Annotated in this window: 16 protein-coding genes and 2 pseudogenes; 14 read left to right on the plus strand and 4 right to left on the minus strand. The window is 55.9% G+C overall.

Translation table 11 applies throughout. From position 1 onward, the window contains the following. The first annotated feature begins 22 nt into the window (after window positions 1–22). From EBN1_RS04260 to EBN1_RS04325, 14 genes and pseudogenes are all read left to right on the plus strand, one after another. Window positions 23–1,795 (plus strand): ImmA/IrrE family metallo-endopeptidase, encoded by a 1,773-nt coding sequence (locus EBN1_RS04260; RefSeq protein WP_241762802.1) that lies wholly within the window; start codon window positions 23–25, stop codon window positions 1,793–1,795. 202 nt (window positions 1,796–1,997) lie between these two features. After that, the gene (locus EBN1_RS04265; protein WP_041645739.1) at window positions 1,998–3,251 is read left to right on the plus strand and encodes a polysaccharide pyruvyl transferase family protein; all 1,254 of its coding nucleotides are present in this window, start codon (window positions 1,998–2,000) and stop codon (window positions 3,249–3,251) included. A gap of 10 nt (window positions 3,252–3,261) precedes the next feature. Further along, a complete protein-coding gene (locus EBN1_RS04270; RefSeq protein WP_241762803.1) occupies window positions 3,262–4,473 on the plus strand; it encodes a hypothetical protein in 1,212 nt (403 codons plus the stop codon). Between the two features lie 10 nt (window positions 4,474–4,483). Continuing rightward, entirely contained in the window at window positions 4,484–5,866 is a 1,383-nt protein-coding gene (locus EBN1_RS04275) for a Coenzyme F420 hydrogenase/dehydrogenase, beta subunit C-terminal domain (RefSeq protein WP_011236679.1), read from the plus strand. Between the two features lie 21 nt (window positions 5,867–5,887). Beyond that, a complete protein-coding gene (locus EBN1_RS04280; protein ID WP_011236680.1) occupies window positions 5,888–7,162 on the plus strand; it encodes a hypothetical protein in 1,275 nt (424 codons plus the stop codon). Then, window positions 7,162–8,247, plus strand: a complete 1,086-nt coding sequence (locus EBN1_RS04285; RefSeq protein ID WP_011236681.1) for a glycosyltransferase — start codon at window positions 7,162–7,164, stop codon at window positions 8,245–8,247. The genes EBN1_RS04280 and EBN1_RS04285 overlap by 1 nt, the downstream gene beginning before the upstream one ends. Continuing rightward, window positions 8,244–9,356, plus strand: a complete 1,113-nt coding sequence (locus tag EBN1_RS04290) for a DUF1972 domain-containing protein (protein WP_011236682.1) — start codon at window positions 8,244–8,246, stop codon at window positions 9,354–9,356. The genes EBN1_RS04285 and EBN1_RS04290 overlap by 4 nt, the downstream gene beginning before the upstream one ends. A gap of 12 nt (window positions 9,357–9,368) precedes the next feature. Beyond that, window positions 9,369–10,385 (plus strand): dTDP-glucose 4,6-dehydratase, encoded by a 1,017-nt coding sequence (rfbB, locus tag EBN1_RS04295; protein ID WP_011236683.1) that lies wholly within the window; start codon window positions 9,369–9,371, stop codon window positions 10,383–10,385. Between the two features lie 112 nt (window positions 10,386–10,497). Beyond that, window positions 10,498–12,411 (plus strand): acyltransferase family protein, encoded by a 1,914-nt coding sequence (locus tag EBN1_RS04300; protein ID WP_011236684.1) that lies wholly within the window; start codon window positions 10,498–10,500, stop codon window positions 12,409–12,411. Between the two features lie 24 nt (window positions 12,412–12,435). Next, window positions 12,436–12,570 (plus strand): annotated as a pseudogene (locus EBN1_RS04305) (sugar phosphate nucleotidyltransferase); the annotation flags it as partial. Window positions 12,571–12,584: 14 nt separating this feature from the next. Beyond that, window positions 12,585–12,932 (plus strand): PIN domain-containing protein, encoded by a 348-nt coding sequence (locus EBN1_RS04310; RefSeq protein ID WP_011236686.1) that lies wholly within the window; start codon window positions 12,585–12,587, stop codon window positions 12,930–12,932. A 116-nt stretch (window positions 12,933–13,048) separates the two neighbouring features. Next, complete coding sequence (locus EBN1_RS04315; RefSeq protein ID WP_011236687.1) at window positions 13,049–14,476, plus strand: hypothetical protein; 1,428 nt, start codon at window positions 13,049–13,051, stop codon at window positions 14,474–14,476. Beyond that, window positions 14,469–15,569, plus strand: a complete 1,101-nt coding sequence (locus tag EBN1_RS04320; protein ID WP_041645745.1) for a glycosyltransferase — start codon at window positions 14,469–14,471, stop codon at window positions 15,567–15,569. Before EBN1_RS04315 ends, EBN1_RS04320 begins: the two co-directional genes overlap by 8 nt. A 119-nt stretch (window positions 15,570–15,688) precedes the next feature. Beyond that, the gene (locus tag EBN1_RS04325; RefSeq protein WP_011236689.1) at window positions 15,689–17,116 is read left to right on the plus strand and encodes an undecaprenyl-phosphate glucose phosphotransferase; all 1,428 of its coding nucleotides are present in this window, start codon (window positions 15,689–15,691) and stop codon (window positions 17,114–17,116) included. A 43-nt stretch (window positions 17,117–17,159) separates the two neighbouring features. Here the strand turns inward: EBN1_RS04325 and EBN1_RS04330 are convergent, their stop codons facing one another. The 4 genes and pseudogenes from EBN1_RS04330 to EBN1_RS04345 all read right to left on the minus strand — a co-directional run bounded on the left by EBN1_RS04330 (window position 17,160) and on the right by EBN1_RS04345 (window position 20,494). Beyond that, complete coding sequence (locus EBN1_RS04330; protein WP_011236690.1) at window positions 17,160–17,906, minus strand: YdcF family protein; 747 nt, start codon at window positions 17,904–17,906, stop codon at window positions 17,160–17,162. Between the two features lie 18 nt (window positions 17,907–17,924). Further along, window positions 17,925–18,335, minus strand: a pseudogene (locus tag EBN1_RS04335) (cupin domain-containing protein); the annotation flags it as partial. A 42-nt stretch (window positions 18,336–18,377) separates the two neighbouring features. After that, window positions 18,378–18,716 (minus strand): DUF2304 domain-containing protein, encoded by a 339-nt coding sequence (locus tag EBN1_RS04340; protein ID WP_041645746.1) that lies wholly within the window; start codon window positions 18,714–18,716, stop codon window positions 18,378–18,380. Beyond that, window positions 18,713–20,494 carry a glycosyltransferase gene (locus EBN1_RS04345; RefSeq protein ID WP_241762804.1) on the minus strand — a complete coding sequence of 594 codons (1,782 nt, stop codon included), beginning with the start codon at window positions 20,492–20,494 and terminating at the stop codon, window positions 18,713–18,715. The genes EBN1_RS04340 and EBN1_RS04345 overlap by 4 nt, the downstream gene beginning before the upstream one ends. Window positions 20,495–20,789 lie beyond the last annotated feature (295 nt).

Raw genomic sequence — 20,789 nt, forward strand, 5'->3', positions numbered from 1 at the left:
TTCCGTTTCCCTCCCAGCACCCATGAAAACACGCTACAAGCAGTTCAACCCCAAGCGACGCATCGCCTCTTCGGGCCATGCGTCGCAGGTGGCGTTGGACGCGCTCGCGCAGCGTGTGCGCTACGGCGGCAATCCGGAGCACAAGCGGAACCCCGGTGATTTTGGCCTGACGCCACCCGCTGATCCTCGCCCGGGCAAGTCGCTGTGCGATACCGCAGCGCTGTTCCGCAGAAGCGAGGCGCTACACGTGTTGCAAGCCGGCGTTCGCAAAGGCTTGATCAGCGATCGCCACGAAGGCGAATGCCTCAAGAACGTGTGGTCGGTGACCTCTCGAGCGGCATTCCGCTCGAAGCCCAGCTCGAGAACGCGGCCAAAGGGGTCTATCACGGCTACCCTATGCCCGAAAGCGACCCGCTCGCCGCCGAAGTCCTCTCACGGTGGAGCATGCATGACTGAGTTTCGTCTCGACCTCGACTGGCAAGCCACCGGCGACGCAGACCCGCTCCTGCGTGACAGGTCGGCGTGGCTGGCGATTCGCCTTGGCGACGCCTGTCTCACGCGTAATCTGGACACCTGGTCCAGAACCGTGCGCGACAACATCCTGGTCTCCGCATACCCGCTGGCGATGTGGCTCGCCGCGTCCTGGTGGCGGCTCAGTTTCGAGCCCCTTCCGGCGCCCGGCCCCCAGCCAGACGTCGATTGGCGCATGGCCCACGAGCTCGGCGCGGCCAACCACGGCTACGTGTGGCCGCGAGTCGTCTTTGCGGCAGACGGCCAGTCGATCAACGTCTGGGCGCATCAAGCCGACAATCCGAAACAGTCCGCAAACTATCTCTGCAATCTCGATGCCCCCCGCGCTGTGCTGCTTGCCGACTTCCAGCTTGGCGTCACCCGGTTCATCGAAGATGTCATCTACCGCGCCGAGGCGTGCGACCATCGGAGCACAGACCTCGCTGCCCTGTGGGCAGCGGTGCGCGAAGACATGAGCGACGAGCGCGCCCGCGCGCGCCGCACCCTCGAAGCCGAACTGGGCTTCGAGCCCGAAGAATGCCCCGCCGAACACATCACCCACGCCTTGCGCCTGCAAGAGGCAACCGGCACCAGCGCGATGTCCGAACTCGCCCCTATTTTCGGCAAAAGCCGTCACGGCACGGCGCTCGACCAGCTTGAAGCGCTCAAGGACGCGCGCGGTCTGATGGGCGCGCCGCAGATCACACCCAGCCCCCACACGCCAAGCCCCACCACACCCCCGTGGCAGCGGGGCATGACCGCAGCCCGCGCTTTGCGCAAACAGCTCGGCAACTGCGGCGCCCCGATCAACAACGCTCAACTGCTCGACCTGCTCGGCATCACCCAAAGCCAGGAGGCTGCCTGGCAGCCTCAGCAAAAACACCCCGTCGGGATTGCCAAGCCGACTGCCCGAGGCTTGATCGACTTCCTCCCGCGAAAGCGGCACCCCATCGGCAAACGCTTCGAGCTTGCCCGCCTGGTTGGCGAATACATGATGCGGACGGGCGCAGAATCCGACTGGCTGGTCGAATCCGACCTCGCCACCGCCACGCAAAAACGCCAGCGCGCCTTCGCCGCCGAACTGCTGTGCCCGATCGACGCCTTGGTCGAGTTTCTGGACGGCGACTACTCCGAGTCCGCCCAGGAAGACGCTGCCGACCACTTCGAGGTCAGCGAGACCACCATCGCCGCGCTACTGGCCAACAATGCATGCCTGCCGATCGCCGAAAGCGCACGCCTGCCATATCGCGTGCAGACCCAGGCATTCCAGAGGCTCGATACATGAGGAATGCGAAAATCGAGGCCGAGGAGTTCGGGGAAAACCGGGGGCTGACCCCAATTAGAACGCACCGAGGCCGGCGTGCGCATCTTCGACCAGCGAAAACCGGGGTCTGACCCCAATTTCCCTCCGCGGCACTCAGGTGGCAGCCAAACTGAAATCGTCGTAAGCGTAGAAACGATGCAAGCACACAAGCACAGGCAATAACATGAAGAAAACGCAAAACCAACCAACCATATTGATGATTGATGCTTTTAGCACACTCCACGTTGGGAACGGCGCGCTCATCGACAATACCTACAAGCTCTGCAAGCAATACCTAGGCGAAGATGTCGAGATACTTTCCATTGACGCCCCTACAAACGAAGGTCGATTTCCCGTAGTACGTGCTGATATCTTCACCGATTACGGTGGCACTTTTATCCAAAAACTTAAAAAAGCTTTGTCGATTATATTTTTCTTCTTTATTGAATACCTCAACACAATCCTATTCCGAAACAAACTCCGTCTCCCTTGGCCGAAGCGTTTCGCGGACTTCCTTTCTGCAGTAGACCAGGCCAATATCTGCGTGTCACTTTCAGGAGAGACGATTAATGATCACTACCGTCCGCACATGTATCTTCGTCTGCTGACGTACTACTTGACTATCGTTAAAGGCAAGAAATTCATTGTCTTTCCTCAGAGTATCGGACCAGTTTTCCGCCCGACATCAAAGTGGCTGCTGCGCAAGACTCTTGGCGACGCGCATACAATCTTTGCGAGAGACATCCCATCTTTTGAGCTCGCCCGCGCTCTTTGGGCAGACAAAGCAGTAAGCATCGTTTTCTGCCCCGACGTTGCCACAACGCAAGAATCGACACCGCACCCCCTACCGACACCAAGCGAAAAGAAGACGATTGGACTAACTGTCTCCGATATTCCAAAGGCAGAAATGGGCGTCACAAATGACTACCTTCCTGAGCTACTCGATGGCATTACGAGCACTCTCGACCAGGAAAGCTTCAACATACTACTGATGCCTTCAAATTACAGACACGGTTCACGAAGCGCTGATTACGCTACATGCCTGGAAGCGAAGAAGTTCCTTGAGGAAAGGGGCTTCTCTGCATCAATCCTCCCAGACCAAATCGTTCACCCCGACACTTACCAAGGACTCCAGAAGAACCTTTATGCATTCCTGAGCACCCGAATGCATGTAGGAATACTGGCAACTAGCGCCGGGATCCCCACCATGATGATCAACACGCAGCACAAAATTCGTTCCTACATGTCACTCATGGGAATGGAAGACTTTACGGTCGAACTTGACCAACTACACACCATACCCGAGAAACTGAATCGCCTTATCAACGAAAACAAAGAGCTTCGCTTCCGTTTGAAACAAGGCAATGAGCATCTTCGTCAACAAGTAACAGACGCGATGATTACGATGAGCAAATCCGTACTTGAAGAGCAGAGCTGATTAACTGACCGTGCTGAAGACTGGACTGATACTCGCCTTCGCATCATTATGCGGCTTTCTAGCGAACTTCGTTTTCTCTGCAGTTCTCGACAAACTCGCATATGGCGAACTTGTCGCCGTCTTCGCGATCGTCAGCATTTTGGCCCTGGTCGCCCCCCTAGGCACCAACGCCTATTCGTTAACAAACCCGACTCATTACCAGAGGCATGCCAATGCCACAGTTGTCGTCCCAGCTCTAATTGCCACCACGATCGGATTAGCGATATTTCTGAAAAATACGTCTCTTCCATACTTCGCCCTCGTCACGATGCTCGTGGCCAGCACTCTCTCAGTGCAGGGCATAATGTCATGCCAGATAAATAAAAACGGGCCTGGCGCAGCAGTTTTTCAGTCCATCCAATCTTTCATAAAAATCGGTGCGGCGCTCATTGTCTTTGCTTTATTCTTCACAGACCTAAGCCATCAGAACCGCCACTACGCACTTTTTTTAACGCTTGCAGCACTGAGCGCCCTGTCTATACCGCTGATCTTGAAACAGCTCATAGATGCAAGGCGAGACGGACCTTTAATTAGTCTAAACTTCCTTAAAGAACTAGACAAAAAAGAAAGAAAACGACTTTTTTCGTTCTGGCTGTCATCAAACCTCGGCACCGCCTATAGCCTCGGAATAATTCCGCTTGTTGCTTACTTCCACGGCAAGGAGCATGCCGCCTATTTAGGCATTTATTTTATCTACTGGTCCGGCGCAAACATTCTCATCAACATAGTCATCAACCACCACTATTGGCCAAGATACTGCTCAGCCCAGTCCCAAGAGCTTAACGCCCGGCCACTTCTTGTACGGTCATTAGTCGCTACCGTCACTGCAAGCATCCTAGTTTATTGTGCGTTAACCCTTACAACCCTTTTCTTCAGTGAACGTCTTTGGCCCGAGTACGCGGGCCTTCAAACATTTTTGCTTATAACCACATGCGCAGTTTCCATTCGAATATTGAGCGCATGGCTAAGCATGATGATCCTGAGCTTCGGTGACCTCATAGTCCGTAAAACTAAGGTCCAATTTCTTATACTACTGGCTATGCTTGTAGCCGTTCCGGCTCTTAACGAACCATCTTACGCAACAATTGGCTGGCTTGTTTTCTCCCTGGAGACCACATACTTTCTCGCTTATGTTCTCTCCTCAGCCAAACCCCTCCACAAAAAGCTCATAAAGCAAAAGTAAAATACACCTTATGAACAGCACGCCAAAACTGGGGATTACAGAGTTAATCAGCGAAGGGCTGTGCATCGGGTGCGGCAATTGTGCCGCATACGAGCCGAAACGCTTTTCAATCGTCGAGACCGCACATGGCCTCTTGCAAGCCGAAGAGCATCAAGGGAACCCCTCCAGCGATAGCGCCGACATTTGCCCTTTTCTTAACGACACCCACAACGAAGACTACTTCAACAACCACTACAAATCCGACTCGAATCATTTCGACCCGGAGATTGGCTTTTTCAAGAATGTATTTGCGGGCTATGCAAATAACGAAAAGCGTAGACATGAAAGCAGCTCTGGCGGCTTAACCACCTATTTGTTAGAGCAACTTTTTAAGCGAAATTTAATTACTGGTGCAATTGTTGTTCATCCCGCTCCAGGCAAGAATGGACGCCTTGAGTACAGAATCGCCCGAAACCAGCTCGACCTTGAGGGCAGCAGGAAGTCTAAGTACCACATGGTCTCGCACGACTCAGTGATATCAGAAATCCTGGCATCTCACGAGGACGAACGTTTTATTTATGTCGGCATTCCGTGCGGCGTCAAGGCTATAAAGCTGCTTTGCAAGAGAATCCCACATTTAAACGATCGCATCATTTACACAGCTGCAATTTTTTGCGGACATCAGAAATCCCATGCGTTCACCGAATTTGTTGGCTGGCAAATGGGTGTACATCCTACAAAGCTTGACGCTCTCGACTATAGAGTCAAAAAGCCCACCAACGATGCCTCGCGCTATTTCTACAGAGCAATCAGCTCGGACGGCGCGCATGAGCAGCGCGTAGATAGGTTGAAGTGGATGGATTGGGGACTTGGTCTCTTCAAGCCAAAGGCATGTGATTTCTGTGATGACGTAACTGGCGAAGCCGCAGACATTATTTTTGGAGATGCCTGGCATCGGAAATACGCTAGGGACTATCGCGGAACAAATTTAGTTATTACTCGAAGCGCCGAGCTTGAGAGGATCTTAATTGACGGCAGTGATTCTGGAGAGATAACACTTTCCAGCGAGGGAAAAAGCCTCATCTACGCAACCCAAGGTGGAAACTTTAGACATAGGCATGAAGGCCTTCTCAGTCGGATTCGGCTATACGAAAGCAAGAACTTAGTGACTCCGCCTAAAAGTATTATGAGACTTTCCAGATACGTAAGCAAAACAAATAGAGATAGAATCTATACAACTAGGCACTATATTTCGAAGAAGAGCCATGACGCATTTTTACTCGCAAAAGAAAGCGACAACCTTAATGTTTTCTATAATGAAATGCGAGTCAGCATTTCCGAGTATTATCGTGAAACACGAACACTAAGAAGCGCCATAAGAGCAGCGATCCGCAGATTACTCAGAGTATTCTGAAAAATAGTTTAATCTCATTATATGAAAGACTACCTGAGGCTCCGCCCTGATCTTGTTTTGGTGGTTATGGCTTGCCTCCTGTTTGCTGTTGAACCCGTCCAGGGCTATCTATTTGGTGGCGATCTATCGAAATCCGGGACAAATCTCATTGCCATTGCGTTCGTTTTCGCGATGACGGCCATCTCATTCGTGGCACCCAACTATCAGCGGAACTTACTCAACACGAGCAACGTTTTCATCGTGGTCGTTTCGCTACACACTTTAACCTATATCGTCATTTCCGGCTCGCTGAACGGTGCCGTTCGATACGACATCTTCGCACTCCTCCGATCCATAGTATTAGGTTACCTGCTCTACAACTTTTGCAGAGCGATCCCACACGAGAATCGTGAGCCAACACTTAAGAGGATAGCCTTAATAGTTTGGTGGACTGTATGCATTACGATCCTAGCCGGCAATCTTTCTGGCAAAGGGCTTTATACATATGCGGAACACTCGTCTGGTTATAAGTTCTTTTATCCATCTCTCAATGAATTGAGCTTTGTTTTCTTCTCCAGCTTCCTAGTACTGCTGGCGACACACCAAAATAACACTCGCAAAGCAATCTATACCTTATTAACTTTATTAACCTTTCTTGTAATCGGAAACAAGTCGTTTATTGCTTTATTTTCGATTAGCCTTACCGCGTATTTCTTCCTAAATCGCGGAACTATTGCGCGCATTACAATTCTTCTCATCCTCTGCGCCATATTGATTGCTCTTGCCAGCACGAATATAGCTGAGACTTTGATCGATAAATCCTTTGCTTTAATTATTTACATCCTTACTGAACACAGCTCTGGATCATCTAAACTACTCGTAAAACTCTCCTATCTTAATCCCTTCTCCGCTTTAGTTAGCGAGCGCGATACGCTTCTTTCGATCGCAGCTGATATCTACCGCACAAACTACGGTTTATTTGAGACAGTTTTCGGACTCGGATACTCAACCTACGGATCAATCTACGGCATAGCGCGGGGTAGCGGTACGTTTTCTTATTCCGAGATGGATCCAGTCGACATTTTTATGTCTTATGGAATCCTTGGCCTGCTCATCACATTTGCTATCGCTATTTCCGTTTATTCCGAGCACAACGAGATCTCGAATCGTTTTTACATGCTGCGCAGAATTTTAGTCATATTGTTTTTTTCAACCGGGGCTCTGACAGGACACTTATATCTCATGGGCTTTCCAGCATTCTTTTTCGCATGCTATGCGGGACTCTGCGCCTCACCGTATAGAAATTTGGCCCCGTAATGAAGGTTCTCGTTATCTCCAATATGTACCCGACGCATGAAAACCCCGGCTACGGCGTCTTCGTCAAGAACTTTGTTGACGCCCTAAACGTGCAGGGGGAACAGATTGATCTTGCGGTCGTTCGAGGGAGAGGCAAGGGCAAGCTCAGCAAGTTACTAAAGTACTTGACTTTTGGCGCGGCGGTTTTGGTGAAAGGATTCACGAGGCGTTATGACTGCATTTACGTGCATTACGTAGCGCACTCCATGCTACCGGTGCGGGCATTAATGGGATTGAAGCGTACAGTCCTGATCTGTAATGCTCACGGCGAAGATCTTCTCCCCGCAAGTAGGGGCGAGAAGCTAATTTTCGGAATGGTCAGACCTGCCATCGAGAAGGCGAGACTTATCGTTGTGCCTTCTAGTTATTTCCAGTCCATTGCTAAGGACCTTTTCCCGAGCAACGAGGTTTTTATTTCGCCGTCGGCTGGAGTGGATCTCGAGGTTTTTAAGCCTCATGAGCCAAAGCAGGAACGTTCCCATGGCACCCCTCTGAGAATCGGTTTCGTCTCGCGAATCGATTCAGGAAAGGGTTGGGATGTGCTCTTGGATGCTGTTGCGCTTTTACGTAAGCAGAGTCCTTCGTTGGAGCTAGAGGTTGCCCTCGTCGGCGAAGGCTCTGAGACCGCTGCCTTGACAAGGCGAATTAAGGAGTTGGGTCTTGAAGGTGTAGCGACTCACATTGGAGCAATGCCTCAGCGGCGTCTGCCCAGCTTTTACTCATCTCTCGATGTATTTGTATTTCCAACGCTGCGCGCAGCTGAATCTCTCGGACTAGTAGGCATTGAAGCGCTTGCCTGCGGCATCCCAGCGATTTGCTCCGACATAGGGGGTATCCAAAGCTACATGCGTGACGGGGTGAACGGCTATCTTTTTCCGCCGGGAGACTCTAGCGCGCTCGCTCAGAGGATCATTGCTTTTTCACAGTTGAGTGCTGAAGAAATGTGTGCAATGCGCTCAGCTGCGCTGGCGACGGCACAGCAATATGGACGGGAGAAAGTCGGCGCGGAGCTACACGCGAAGTTAGTTGAGGTTATAGGGCATTGACGAAATACACACTAAATATCCTTGGTATTCGCGGCGTACCTGCGCAACATGGCGGATTTGAAACCTTTGCGGAGAAGCTTTCTCTTTACCTGTCCAAACGCGGCTGGGCTATCACGGTTTACTGCCAGGAGGATGGGGCGGGCATGCCTTGGGAGAGTGGTTGGCAGGGGGTGCGGCGGATTCACATCCCGGTTAAACGTCAGGGCGCTGCAGGTACGGTTATCTTCGATTGGGTCGCAGCACGGCATGCAAAGACGCAGGAAGGGCTGTTCCTTACGCTGGGCTACAACACGGCAATCTTCAACTTGCTTCAACGCGTAAAGGGGCAACTCAACGTCATCAACATGGACGGCATCGAATGGCGCCGCGACAAGTGGGGCCTGATTGCCAAGACATGGTTCTGGCTCAACGAACGCGCTGGCTGTTGGATCGGCAACCATCTCGTCGCCGATCACCCGCGCATCAAGGACCACCTTGCCACGCGGGTCCGTGCAGACAAGATCACGATGATTCCTTATGGGGGCGACGAGGTTCTCTCCGCTGACGCTGGGCTGCTTACCGCGTACGGCATCGAACCAGGCGCATTCTCGGTAATCATCGCGCGCCCTGAGCCCGAGAACTCCTTCCTCGAGATGGTTCGCGCCTTCAGTTCAAAGCGGCGCGGCCACAAATTGGTGGTGCTGGGCAATTTCAGCCCGGAACTCAACGCCTTCCACAAAGAGGTGATGAACGCGGCGAGCGGAGAGGTGATCTTTCCCGGGGCGATCTACGAGGCTCCCGTAGTCCAGGCCCTGCGCTTCTACAGTCGGTTCTATTTGCATGGGCACAGGGTCGGTGGCACGAACCCCTCCCTCGTTGAGGCCTTGGGTGCGGGCTGTGCAGTGATCGCGCACGACAACCACTTCAACCGATGGGTGGCGGGGCCGGAAGCAGCCTATTTCAAGGACGAAGCCGAGTGCGCTTCGCTTTTCGACCGCCTGCTCGCAGACGATGCAGCCGTGCAGCGCATGAAAGCTGCCAGCCGCGCACGCTTCTACGAGCGTTTTACCTGGGAGCAGGTGTTGAGTGAGTACGAGGAACTGCTCATACGCTGGTATCCAAAGGACTGAACGAACTTTCCCATGACTCATCGCATTCTCGTTACCGGCGGAGCCGGCTTCATCGGCTCGGCCGTGGTTCGGCACTTGACCGACAGCACGACGCACCACGTCGCCAACCTCGACAAGCTCACTTATGCCGGCAATCTCGAATCGCTGAACTCGGTCGCGAACTCGTCTCGCTACCAGTTTTACCAGGTCGATATCTGCAACGCTGCGGCCTTGGACAAGGTCTTCGCCGAATTCCGACCTACTGCAGTGATGCACCTCGTCGCGGAGTCCCATGTGGACCGCTCGATCGACGGTCCGGCCGAGTTCATCCAGACCAACATGGTCGGCACCTACACGCTGCTGGAGGCCGCGCGGCGGTACTGGAATGCGCTCGCCGATGACGCGAAGGCCGCGTTCCGCTTCCACCACATCTCCACCGACGAGGTGTATGGCGACCTGGAAGGCACGGACGATCTGTTCACTGAAAGCACGCCCTATGCGCCCAGTTCGCCGTACTCCGCATCCAAGGCCAGCTCCGATCATCTGGTGCGGGCGTGGCAGCGGACCTACGGCCTGCCGACGCTCGTGACCAACTGTTCGAACAACTACGGGCCCTACCATTTCCCGGAGAAGCTCATCCCGCACATGATCCTCAACGCCTTGGCGGGCAAGCCGCTGCCGGTGTATGGCGATGGATCGCAGATTCGGGATTGGCTCTATGTGGAGGACCACGCGCGGGCGCTGGTCGAGGTGGTGACGCGGGGGAAGGTTGGGGAGACATACAACATCGGGGGGCACAACGAGAAGCGAAATCTCGAGGTGGTTGAGACGATTTGCGATCTCCTCGATGAGATGGTGCCGTGGGTTGTTCGCGGGCAAGCCTGCTCCTACAGGGAGCTAATCACCTTCGTGAAGGATCGGCCGGGGCATGATCGGCGGTATGCGATCGATGCGTCGAAGATCGAACGCGAACTGGGTTGGATGCCGCAGGAAACCTTCGAGAGCGGCATTCGCAAGACGGTGCGGTGGTATCTGGAGAATCATCAGTAGTGAGAGCGCAACTTAAGCAAAGGTCATACAGCAGCCACGACCTCAGTATGAATGCACTATTTTTTAAAGTTTAAAGTTAATTTTTCGACGGACGACACAGCCGTATTTTCCAATGCACAACAAAAGCATAGAAGAAGAGCATATCGGAGCATCTTACCGCCCCGACATTGACGGACTGCGTGCAATTGCAGTCTTGCTGGTTATATTATTTCACTTTGAGTTCAAAGCTATAAGCGGCGGCTATATAGGGGTCGATGTTTTTTTTGTAATCAGTGGATATCTGATAACAAACATTCTGTACATACAGCACAAAAAAACAGGAACTATAAATCTCCTTGAGTTCTATAACAAAAGAGCGAGGCGATTACTTCCAGCATTATTTTCAACATTGGCGGTCACAACAGCTGCTTCTTTTGTTATTTTCAGCCCAATTTTTTTGTCTCAGTATTTAAGCTCTTTAACGTACTCAACCCTCCAACTTTCAAATATTTATTTCTACATCTCTAGCGGCTACTTTGATATTGACTCAACATTTAAGCCACTTCTTCACACTTGGTCGCTAGCAACGGAAGAGCAGTTTTATATTTTTTGGCCGCTGTTGCTTCTTGCAGCGTTTAATTTTAAATCACCAAGTCGCATAGTTTTAGCACTCTCAGCGATAAGTCTTTTATGTAACTTTTGGGCCTTAAACTCAGAGAACACAATTGCAGAACCTCGTTCAGCCATCTATTTTCTAACACCATTCCGCGTTTTTGAGTTTGGATTAGGCGCTCTCCTTTGCTGGGCCCCGAAAAATATACACTTCAACCTTAACGCGATATCAGTAACTGGCCTTTCTTTCATTCTTGTCGCCGCCTTTCAATTTGACAACAACACAACCTTCCCTTCGTACAACGCGCTTCTTCCTTGCTTTGGAACTGCACTTCTAATTTACGCCGGGAAAAATAGCATTATTGGGAAGATCCTTTCGTTAAGACCATTCGTCCATCTTGGCGTCCTAAGCTATTCTCTATACCTTGTTCATTGGCCTATATTTGTATTTTACAAATATAACACAGGATCATTGACACCCATTGACAAAGGTGGATTGCTACTCGCGACCCTAGGAATGGGGTACCTTCTGCACAAGTTCATCGAAGTTCCCTTTCGCTATGGAACTCGTTTCGCTATTTTCTCAAAAGCCACCCCTCTCTTGTATGCCATATTGCCCCTCGCATTTGTTGGCATAAGTATCTATGCTAGCACCACTCCAGATGTTGCGGACACCGAACGGAGTCGCTTTGATTACCTGAATGAAAGCGGCTGCTATATTCTTAGAGAGATAAACTGCAAGGCAGATGCACCGCTTCAGATCCTAACCTTCGGCAATTCGCATGAACTAGACGCTTACAATTCGATGATTCATGTGTATGGCGACAATCCAGCCATCAACATTACCTCCTTCGGAACGAGCTATGGCTGCTCATTTAGGGTGGATGGCAACATGGTCGTTTCCAACTCCCCACAAGACAATCCAAAATCAAACTGTAAAGAGCGGGTAGAAAAGCTCAACGACAGGGAATTCATTGAAAACCTTGACATTATTGTATTCAGCGCCCACAAACCGCTGTCATGGGGAAAACCCCTGATAAATATACTTAGCCACCTGAGATCAGTAAAGCCAAATTTAAAGATTATTTTCTTTAGCGGCTACATTGGCATCAGACCTCACCGATGTGACGACATTATTTCCAGGTTTGGTTCAGCTGACTTTTGCAAATCTCCTGAGTTCGTTGATTATTTCTCCGGAGAGGAAAAGGATAAAATACTTGGACTCCCTATAGCAAAAAACGATTTCATATATATTGACAAGACCACTCTACTTTGCCGTGATCGCGAGATCTCCACTTGTGTAATGTCGATTAACGGAACCCCGGCATTCTTGGATGGCGACCACCTTACCGTTGCCTTCGCGAATCTTGTGGGCGAAAGAGCTTCGGCAATATACAGGAATGAACTTCGAAAATTCGGCCTTAATTCGCGTTAATAAGTCGCGATATTGGAGTACGGCATGTTCGATAATTTAAACAGAATAGGCATCATCCTCGCCGGCGGTTCCGGCACCCGCTTGCATCCGATTACGTGCGGCGTCTCCAAGCAACTGCTGCCGATCTACGACAAGCCGATGATCTACTACCCGCTGTCGGCCACCCGGCGAACATGATCGAACGCTTCACGAGTCTGAACCGCGACGACCTGTGGCTCTCGGCGATTGTGGCGGCCGAGTTGCGTTTTGGTGCGGCCAAGCTGGCGGCACCCCGATTCAAGGCTGCAGTGGAGGCTTGGCTGGCCGGTTTTGACGTACGGCCCTGGCCGCTTGAAGCGACACACCATTACGCAGATATCCGGGCCCGGCTGGAACGCGCAGGCAAACCCACCGGCGGGATGGATCTGATGATTGCGGCGCACGCGATGGCAGAGGATAGCGTCGTCATCACCAACAACGCGCGTGAGTTCCTCCGTGTGCCGGGACTCGCAGTGGAAGAATGGGCGATCGAATCGCCGTAATATTCTTGTCAATTTTTGAAGGGAATGACATGCCGACCTATGTCGAATTGATGACGCAGATCGAAGCGCTGCAGGACGAGTTCCTGATCGATGCGGGCTGAGCCCATTCACGCACGATGCAGTTGACGATCTTTGGCTTGGGCTTTGTTCCGCTTGCGCTGTTCGTGGCGCTGTTCGCCCGTGCCTGGCTACCGGCGCTGGTGGTGTTCTCTGCAGTGTTTCAGGCCGCCTCGGTGCTCAACGTTCCAGTGGGCAAGGGCGCTTTTGGTGTCTCGCCCTACAACCTGGTCGCACTGCTGGCGGGGGTCGTGCTCGTGGCCCGCGTCGCGCGCGAGCGGTCGCTGAACTTCCTGCGCTCTGCCCCCCGGGGCGCCTCACTTTCGCTCGCAGGCTATGTGCTTGTTGCGCTCATCGGCGCGCTGCTGCTGCCGCATCTCTTCGAAGGCACGCTCGTCAACCTGCTCATCGAGCGCCACGGCATGGATCGTGCGCCGGTGCCGCTCACTTTCACGCTTGCCAATGCCGTGCAGGCGGTTAACCTGTGCGTGCATGCCGTGGTGCTGCTGTTTCTGCTGCAGGCGGCCGCGCGCAGTGACTGGCGGGGCTCGAGACTGCTCTGGGCGCTTGCCCTGGCAGCCGCATTGATGCTGGGGATCGGGGTGTATGAACGGCTGGCCCCGCTGTACGGTTGGCCCTCGGCGGTGAAGTTCTGGATGAACAACCCAGGTTACGTGCAGTACCACGGGGCGAAGATCGCCGGTTTCCTCCGCATTGCCGCACCGATGTCCGAAGCGTCGTACGCCAGCACATTTGTCGCGGCGCTGATGAGCGGCCTGCTCGCCGTGATGTTTTTCGGTCCGCGTCGATCTGCACCCCATTGGGGCGCGATGCTCGTGAGCACACTCCTTTTGGCCCTGGTGCTGATCAACACGCTCGGCTCCACCGGCTGGGCAGCAGCGGGGATCGGCGGCACGGCAATCGTACTCTGGCTGAGCGTCTCCGCCATCCGCGGCCCGTCCGCGCCACGCTTGCGTCCTCGCGCGATTTCCGCGTGGATGGCTGTCTTGCTGATTGCGGCCACCTGCACATGGGTCTGGAAAGCCTCGCCCGCTGCGCCGCAGGCTGCAAAGGTCGTGGATAACTTGTTGCTGAAAAAGCTGGACGGCGGCAGCGCGAGAGTTCGCAATCGATCGAACGACCATGCCCTGCAGGTCGTAGAAGCTACCCGCGGATTGGGCGTCGGCCTCGGCAGCAACCGCGCATCGAGCTTCTTAGCAAGCCTGGTGAGCAACACGGGCATACCGGGCGCGCTGCTCTTTATTGCGATGCTGGCGAGCCTGCTTTTGCGGTATGCGCGTGCAGCGGTGCTCTCCGACGCGCAGCGTTTTGTGGCCGTCGCGCTCGCCACCGCCACGCTGGCCATGGGCCTCGCCATCCCCGACCTGAACCTGCCGGTGTATTGGATCTTCATCTTCCTGGCGTTCCTGTTCTGTCCGCCGGCGGTGCGCCCCGCCCCTGCACCGAACGCCCGTTCGCATGGCTGAAACGGCGCGGACAGACCTGCTGCTGCTCTACGACTTTCTGCAGACGCGCGGAGGGGCGGAGCGGGTGCTGCACTGCCTGCATGCCCACTTCGCGGCACCGGTGTGCGTTGGTTTTGTGGAGGAGGCGTCGTTCGGCAAGCTGTTTGCCACCGACGACCTGATCGACCTCGGTGCGGGCAGCAGGCTTCCGGCACTGGCCATTGCCCGCGTGCTGCATGCCTTCCATGGGCGTGGCGCCCGTGTGGCCGCGTCGTACCCAACGCGACTGTTCTCGGGGAGCTACGCCCCGCTGGCAAACCGTGGCTTCGGTCATGGACGCTCGATTTATTACTGCCACACGCCACCGCGCTTCCTGTACGACCTGCGCGATCACTACCAGGCGCACTTCCCCCCCTGGCAGCGCCCCCTGCTGGCGGCACTGCGCCGCTGGCTGCAGCCGCGCTATGAAGCGGCGGTGCGGTCGATGGACGTGGTGCTCGCCAACTCGCGCAACGTGCAGCGTCGGCTGCAGGACTACCTTGGGGTGGCGTCACGCGTGGTCTATCCGCCGGTGGACACCGACCGTTTCCAGTGGTTGGCGGATGACGGCTACTTCTTGTCCACGGCGCGACTCGAGCCGCTCAAGCGCGTGGACATGCTGGTCCGCGCCTTCAAACGCATGCCATCGAGGCGGCTGGTGGTCAGCTCGGGCGGCAGCGAACTGGCCAGGCTCAAGGCGCTGGCCGCGGATGCGCCGAATATCCAGTTCCCGGGCTGGCTCGGTGACCGCCAGCTGGCCGAGCTCATCGGCCGCGCTCGGGCAACCATCTATGTACCGGTGGACGAGGACTTCGGCATGTCGCCAGTCGAATCCATGGCCGCGGGCAAGCCGGTAATCGGCGTCGCCGAAGGCGGTCTGCTCGAGACGGTGGCGGATGGGAAGACCGGCATCCTGCTGTCTCCGCAGTTCGGCGAGGAAGACGTCGTCGCGGCCGTATTGGCGCTGGACCCAAACCGCGCAGCTTCGATGCGAGCTGCATGCATACATCGGGCAGAACGTTTTTCAAGCACGCGATTCCTGAAAGAAATCGGGGCTGTGCTGCACTGCGGTTAAAATGCCTCTTTCCCGTTTGCATAATCCCCAACACAGATGTTTTCTTCTGCACCCTATCGCTCTCGGCTTGGAAGCCGCTTTTCCCCTGAGTCCCTGGCTCAACACAGGCGGTTGAGCACATGAATCGACAGAATCCAAATCGAAGCCTGCTACGGGATGGGCATGCGCTCTCCGTCTATGGATTAAAGGCAGCTGATGTCCTGGTTGTGGGTACGGCGGGCACTCTGGCTCATGTGCTGCGCTTTGGCGGCACAGACGTGCTGGGGCCGACACGCTACCTCTACGCCATGCTGGCCAGCGTTTTGCTGACTCTGGCAGTGTTTTCGGAGCTCGGCGTGTATCGGACCTGGCGTGCGGGTTCCCGCAGTGCCATGTATGGCCGCTTGTTCCTGGGCTGGGTGGTTGTGCTCGGAGTGCTTGCATCAATCAGCTATCTGAGCAAGACGGGGGAAGATTTTTCGCGGCTCTGGTTTGCTTACTGGGCAGGAATCGGCTTGGTCGGCCTGGTTGCGGTTCGCCTGCTAGGCCGCACCTTGCTTCAAGCGCTGCACCAATACGGCCTGGGCGTGCGGCGCGTTGCAATCGTGGGGCCCGCCGATGCGGTCAAGTCGGTAAGGCAGCGAGTATCGAGCTTGCCGTGGGTCGGCTTTCAGGTGGTGGCGCTCTGTACGCCCGATTCAGTTCCCGACGTGGAAAATTCAGGGGCACTCCCCCATGTACCCGATCTTAAAACCTTGTCAGCATCCGTCGAAGCGCAACGTATCGATGAGATCTGGCTGACCTGGCCCATGCGAGAAGAGGCGCACATTCGCACGGCCACCCAGTTGCTAAGCGACAGCGTGGTGAACATCCGCTGGATACCGGATATTTTCTCGTTCCGCCTGATTAACCATGGCGTGACCGAGCTGGCGGGCATGCCGATGCTCGATTTATCGGTAACCCCAATTTCAGGTATCAACTGGCTCGTCAAGGAAGTTGAAGATAAAGTGCTCGCCAGCCTGATCCTGGCGATGATCAGTCCGATCCTGCTGATAGTTGCCATCGGCGTAAAATTATCCAGCCCGGGACCAGTATTGTTCAAGCAAGTGCGCCATGGATGGGATGGGCGCAGGATCGAGGTGTGGAAATTTCGCAGCATGAAAACGCACGATGAGGCATCCGGCCAGGTTACGCAGGCAAAGCGGGGCGATAATCGAATCACGCGTTTCGGTGCATTCTTGCGCAAGACCAGTCTTGACGAGTTGCCGCAGTTCTTCAACGTGCTGCAGGGGCGGATGTCCATCGTGGGCCCCCGTCCGCATGCGGTTGCGCATAATGAGCAATACAAGCAGCTGATTCCACATTACTTACAACGCCACCGGATGAAACCCGGCATCACAGGTTGGGCGCAGGTCAACGGCCTTCGCGGGGAGACCGACACGCTGGACAAAATGCGCGCCCGCGTTGAGTACGACCTGTACTACATCGAACACTGGTCGGTATGGTTCGACCTGCGCATCATCGCGCAGACCGCATTGAAAATGTTCTTCGATCGCAGTGCGTACTGATGTGCGGTCTGTCTACGGCGCTTACCGCCAGGCTCGGCGACTTTCAGAAAGGCTTGAGTCCGGCAAGCGTCTCGTAGATCCAGCCACGGTTACGGGCCACGCCTTCGAAGCTGGGCAACCAGGACAGCACGGTGTCCGGCTGCGGCCGGACGAAGCCCGTGGCCATCGGCACCACCTCCAGCCCGTGCTTGTGGAACTGTGCCGCGGCACGATCGATATGGAAGCCATGGGTGACAAGGTAGATGCACGTTACGCCCTCAGCGCGCAATAGCGCGGCCGAGCGTTCAGCGTTCTGCTGTGTATCCTCGGAATCAGGTTCGACCCAGCGCACGGGGACGTGGAATTCCTGCTCGAGGATATCCTGCATGATCTCGGCTTCGGAGCGCGTGCCGATGTCACCTGGGCGACCTCCACTGACCAAAATGGGAAGACCGGTCTCGCGATAGAGCTTGGCCGCATAGCGCACACGTTCGAGCGAGCCTGCGGCGGCGGTATCTCCGTCATATTCAGGCGCCTGAAGATATCGCCCCGCACCCAGCACCACAATGGCTTCCGCCCGCGGATACGGAAGCGCAATCCGTTCGGGAACTTGTGGCCAGGGCGAGCGCGCGAAATTGTCAAACCCGACCAAAGAAAACGCGATCATCCCACCGCAGGCAACGACAGCCAGGCTGGAACCAGTCCGTTTCCAGTTTTTGGCGTACAACACAAAGCCCAGCAATAACAGGCCAAAAGGGCTAAAGGGCGGCAGGAGCAGTTCGCTGATGATGCGAATGATTAAATGGTCCATGCTACAAGCACTGGCTCGTCATCCGCCCGCAGGAGCACGGCCGTAGGTGTCTTCGAAGCGCACGATGTCGTCTTCGCCCAGGTAGCTGCCGGACTGGACTTCGATGATTTCCAGCGGCATCTTTCCGGGGTTGGAGAGGCGATGGACGTGGCCGAGCGGGATATAGGTGGATTCGTTTTCCGACAATAGCAGCACCTTGTCGCCATTGGTGATTTCGGCGGTACCGCTGACGACGACCCAATGCTCGGCCCGATGGTGATGCCTCTGCAGGCTGAGGCTGGCACCGGGCTTGACGACGATGCGCTTGACCTGGAAGCGGTCACCGGCATCGATGGAGTCGTACCAGCCCCAGGGTCGATGCACCTTGCGGTGAGTGTCGGTCAGGGTATGGCCTTCGGCCTTGAGCCGGGTGACGATTTTCTTGACGTCCAGTAACAGGGTCCGAATCACGTGTAGCTTGCTCAAGGAATTTCAGTGTTGTTCACGCTCGGCTTCGTACAAAGCCAGACGCTGGTTGAGCCGCCGGATCTGACGTTCGATGCGGGTCTTCTCGATATCGGACAGCAAGGCCTTGATCAGCAATACGATCACAGCCACCAACAGCAGCAGTGCCGGCGGATAGCTGATACCGACGACGACCGCCAGGCGGTCGATCAGTGCCGGCCATGTGCCCAGCAAGGCGGCGATGGCTGCGATGGTCAGCCAGAACGCACCATGGCGGAGGTGTAGATGATCACGCCGCACCAGGATCAGGATGACGGAGGCAAGACCGATGCCGAGGAGCGTTGTTGTCAGATTGAGTGTAGTCATCGGCCGAAATGATGCTTGGGATGCCAGCGCGCCAGGCACAGCAGAGTGCTCTCAAGCATGTAGCGCGCCACCTTCGGCCAGCTGGCGAAGATGCGCGAAGGGCCGGTGAGGCGCGGGTACATTTCCACCGGTACTTCGACGATACTCAAACCCGCATGACGCAGCATCAGCAGCACCCCGAGGTCCTGGTAATCGAGCAGGGTGGCTTCTTCGTCCGCGAGGATTTCGCAGGCGGCGCGATTGTAGCAACGGAAACCGGAAGTCAGGTCTTCGATGGCGAAGCCGCTTATGAGGCGGAAGAAACGCCAGGCCAACTGGCGCGCGGGGCTGCCGCGTTCCGGGTAGGCGCCGATGACGACATCGTGTTGGCGGGCGGCGTCGAGCAATGCGGGGATGAAGGCCGGCTCGTGCTGGCCATCGGCATCGATGGTGATGACCTGCCGGTGTCCGTGACGCAGTGCGTAGCGAATGCCGGTCTGCATCGCCCCCCAGGCACCGAGCGGCAGTACCGGACTGAGTACGGTGGCACCGGCGGCGCGGGCGATGGCTGCGGTATCGTCGGCGCTCTGGTCGTTGACGACGACAATGTGGTGCCAGCCTTTTTCGCGCAGCGAGGCGATGACGGCGGCGACGGTGGCGGCTTCGTCGCGCGCGGGGATGACGATGAGCGGCGGCTGCACGGGCAAGGCCGGCGGCGGCAGAATTGCGTCGTAGATCGAACCGATTTCGGCGCTGCACGTACGGATGTCAAAGCGGTTGTGCAGTGCGAGGCGGCCCGCGATACCCCACTGGTCAGCCTGGGCCGTATCGGCGGCGAGTTCACGGATCGCCGCCTGCCAGGCCGCGACCTTGCCCACCGGCAGCGTGCGCCCTGCCCCGCTGGTCAGCACCAGCCACGGCAAGCCGGAGCCCGGCAGGTCGCTCACGAGGCATGGCTTGGCATGGTGCATGGCTTCCAGGACAGCGATACCGAAGGCTTCGGTCCGCTCGCAGGAGGCCAGAGCAAACGCATCGCATCCGGCCAGCAAGGCTGCTTTTTCCGCTTCATCGACCGCACCGGCGAACGTAACGCGCGGTTCGCCGCCGGCCGGAGTAAGTTCTGCAACCAGATTTGCAAGCGCTTCGTGGAGTTCACCGCTACCGACGATCACCAGGTGCACGCCGGGCAGTGCGGCAACGGCGCGGATCAGCGTATCGAAGCCCTTGTAGTAGGTCAGGCGTCCGATCGACAGCAGCCGGAAGGCCCCCGCCGGCCATGGGGCCGACGCGGGGTCGGGCTGCGCCGCGGCCAAGCGTGAACGCGCGATGCCGAGCGGCACCACGACACACTTGTCACGCCAGCGCGCGAGCGGTGCTGAGGCCTGGAGGTAGTCGGGCGAGGTGACGACGATGCGTTCGGCACGCTCCAGCACAGCCCGCTCGAACGGCCGGTACAGCCGGTAGGCCAGCACCAGCGCGCCGCGAATGCGCGACACGACGACGTCGGCGTGCCAATGCACGACCCACGGCAAATCGCGCGCCTCTGCGAGTACCAGCGCAAAGAACGCGGAATTGTTGGGCAGATGGAGGTGCAGCACGTCCGGACGGAAACGCTGGATGGCTTCGCGCAGCGCGCGCCGGAAACCCGGCGCGATCGGAGCATAGATCAAGCTGAACCAGACCGGAACGCGGACGAGCCAGTCGGGATCGTCGACGCGGGCTTCGCCATGCACCAGCGCCGCCGCCTCGACTCCCTGCGCGCGCTGCGCGGCGACGAGGTCGGCGAGGAAAACCTCCATGCCTCCGGGTTCAGGCGGGAAAAATTTGCCGATGTGCAATACGCGCATGTTCGCAAGGCTAGGCGCGACGAATGGTCACCGGCCGAAGATCAGGTTGGGAGGATGGAGCGGGGCGGGCGATTGTACCGCTCCATCAGAACCGGGGCAATGCTGTCAGGTTGTGTAAACAGTGCAATATGTTGAATATTCAACATATGTTTTTCCTGCCACGCGTACGGACGCAGATTACGCCAGAAAATATGAAACCCATCGCTTTCCCTGTTCCCGCTTCCTCCGGTTGCCTTTCAGACCACGC

The sequence above is a fragment of the Aromatoleum aromaticum EbN1 genome (genome assembly GCF_000025965.1).
GTDB lineage: Bacteria > Pseudomonadota > Gammaproteobacteria > Burkholderiales > Rhodocyclaceae > Aromatoleum > Aromatoleum aromaticum.

What these genes read in the sequence shown, in the direction of transcription:
- EBN1_RS04300 (WP_011236684.1), top strand. Translation starts at nt 10,498, where the DNA reads ATGCACAACAAAAGCATAGAAGAAGAGCATATCGGAGCATCTTACCGC.
- rfbB (WP_011236683.1), top strand. Translation starts at nt 9,369, where the DNA reads ATGACTCATCGCATTCTCGTTACCGGCGGAGCCGGCTTCATCGGCTCG.
- EBN1_RS04345 (WP_241762804.1), bottom strand. Translation starts at nt 20,494, where the DNA reads ATGGAGGTTTTCCTCGCCGACCTCGTCGCCGCGCAGCGCGCGCAGGGA.
- EBN1_RS04310 (WP_011236686.1), top strand. Translation starts at nt 12,585, where the DNA reads ATGATCGAACGCTTCACGAGTCTGAACCGCGACGACCTGTGGCTCTCG.
- EBN1_RS04330 (WP_011236690.1), bottom strand. Translation starts at nt 17,906, where the DNA reads ATGGACCATTTAATCATTCGCATCATCAGCGAACTGCTCCTGCCGCCC.
- EBN1_RS04260 (WP_241762802.1), top strand. Translation starts at nt 23, where the DNA reads ATGAAAACACGCTACAAGCAGTTCAACCCCAAGCGACGCATCGCCTCT.
- EBN1_RS04265 (WP_041645739.1), top strand. Translation starts at nt 1,998, where the DNA reads ATGAAGAAAACGCAAAACCAACCAACCATATTGATGATTGATGCTTTT.
- EBN1_RS04280 (WP_011236680.1), top strand. Translation starts at nt 5,888, where the DNA reads ATGAAAGACTACCTGAGGCTCCGCCCTGATCTTGTTTTGGTGGTTATG.
- EBN1_RS04325 (WP_011236689.1), top strand. Translation starts at nt 15,689, where the DNA reads ATGAATCGACAGAATCCAAATCGAAGCCTGCTACGGGATGGGCATGCG.
- EBN1_RS04320 (WP_041645745.1), top strand. Translation starts at nt 14,469, where the DNA reads ATGGCTGAAACGGCGCGGACAGACCTGCTGCTGCTCTACGACTTTCTG.
- EBN1_RS04285 (WP_011236681.1), top strand. Translation starts at nt 7,162, where the DNA reads ATGAAGGTTCTCGTTATCTCCAATATGTACCCGACGCATGAAAACCCC.
- EBN1_RS04275 (WP_011236679.1), top strand. Translation starts at nt 4,484, where the DNA reads ATGAACAGCACGCCAAAACTGGGGATTACAGAGTTAATCAGCGAAGGG.
- EBN1_RS04340 (WP_041645746.1), bottom strand. Translation starts at nt 18,716, where the DNA reads ATGACTACACTCAATCTGACAACAACGCTCCTCGGCATCGGTCTTGCC.
- EBN1_RS04315 (WP_011236687.1), top strand. Translation starts at nt 13,049, where the DNA reads ATGCAGTTGACGATCTTTGGCTTGGGCTTTGTTCCGCTTGCGCTGTTC.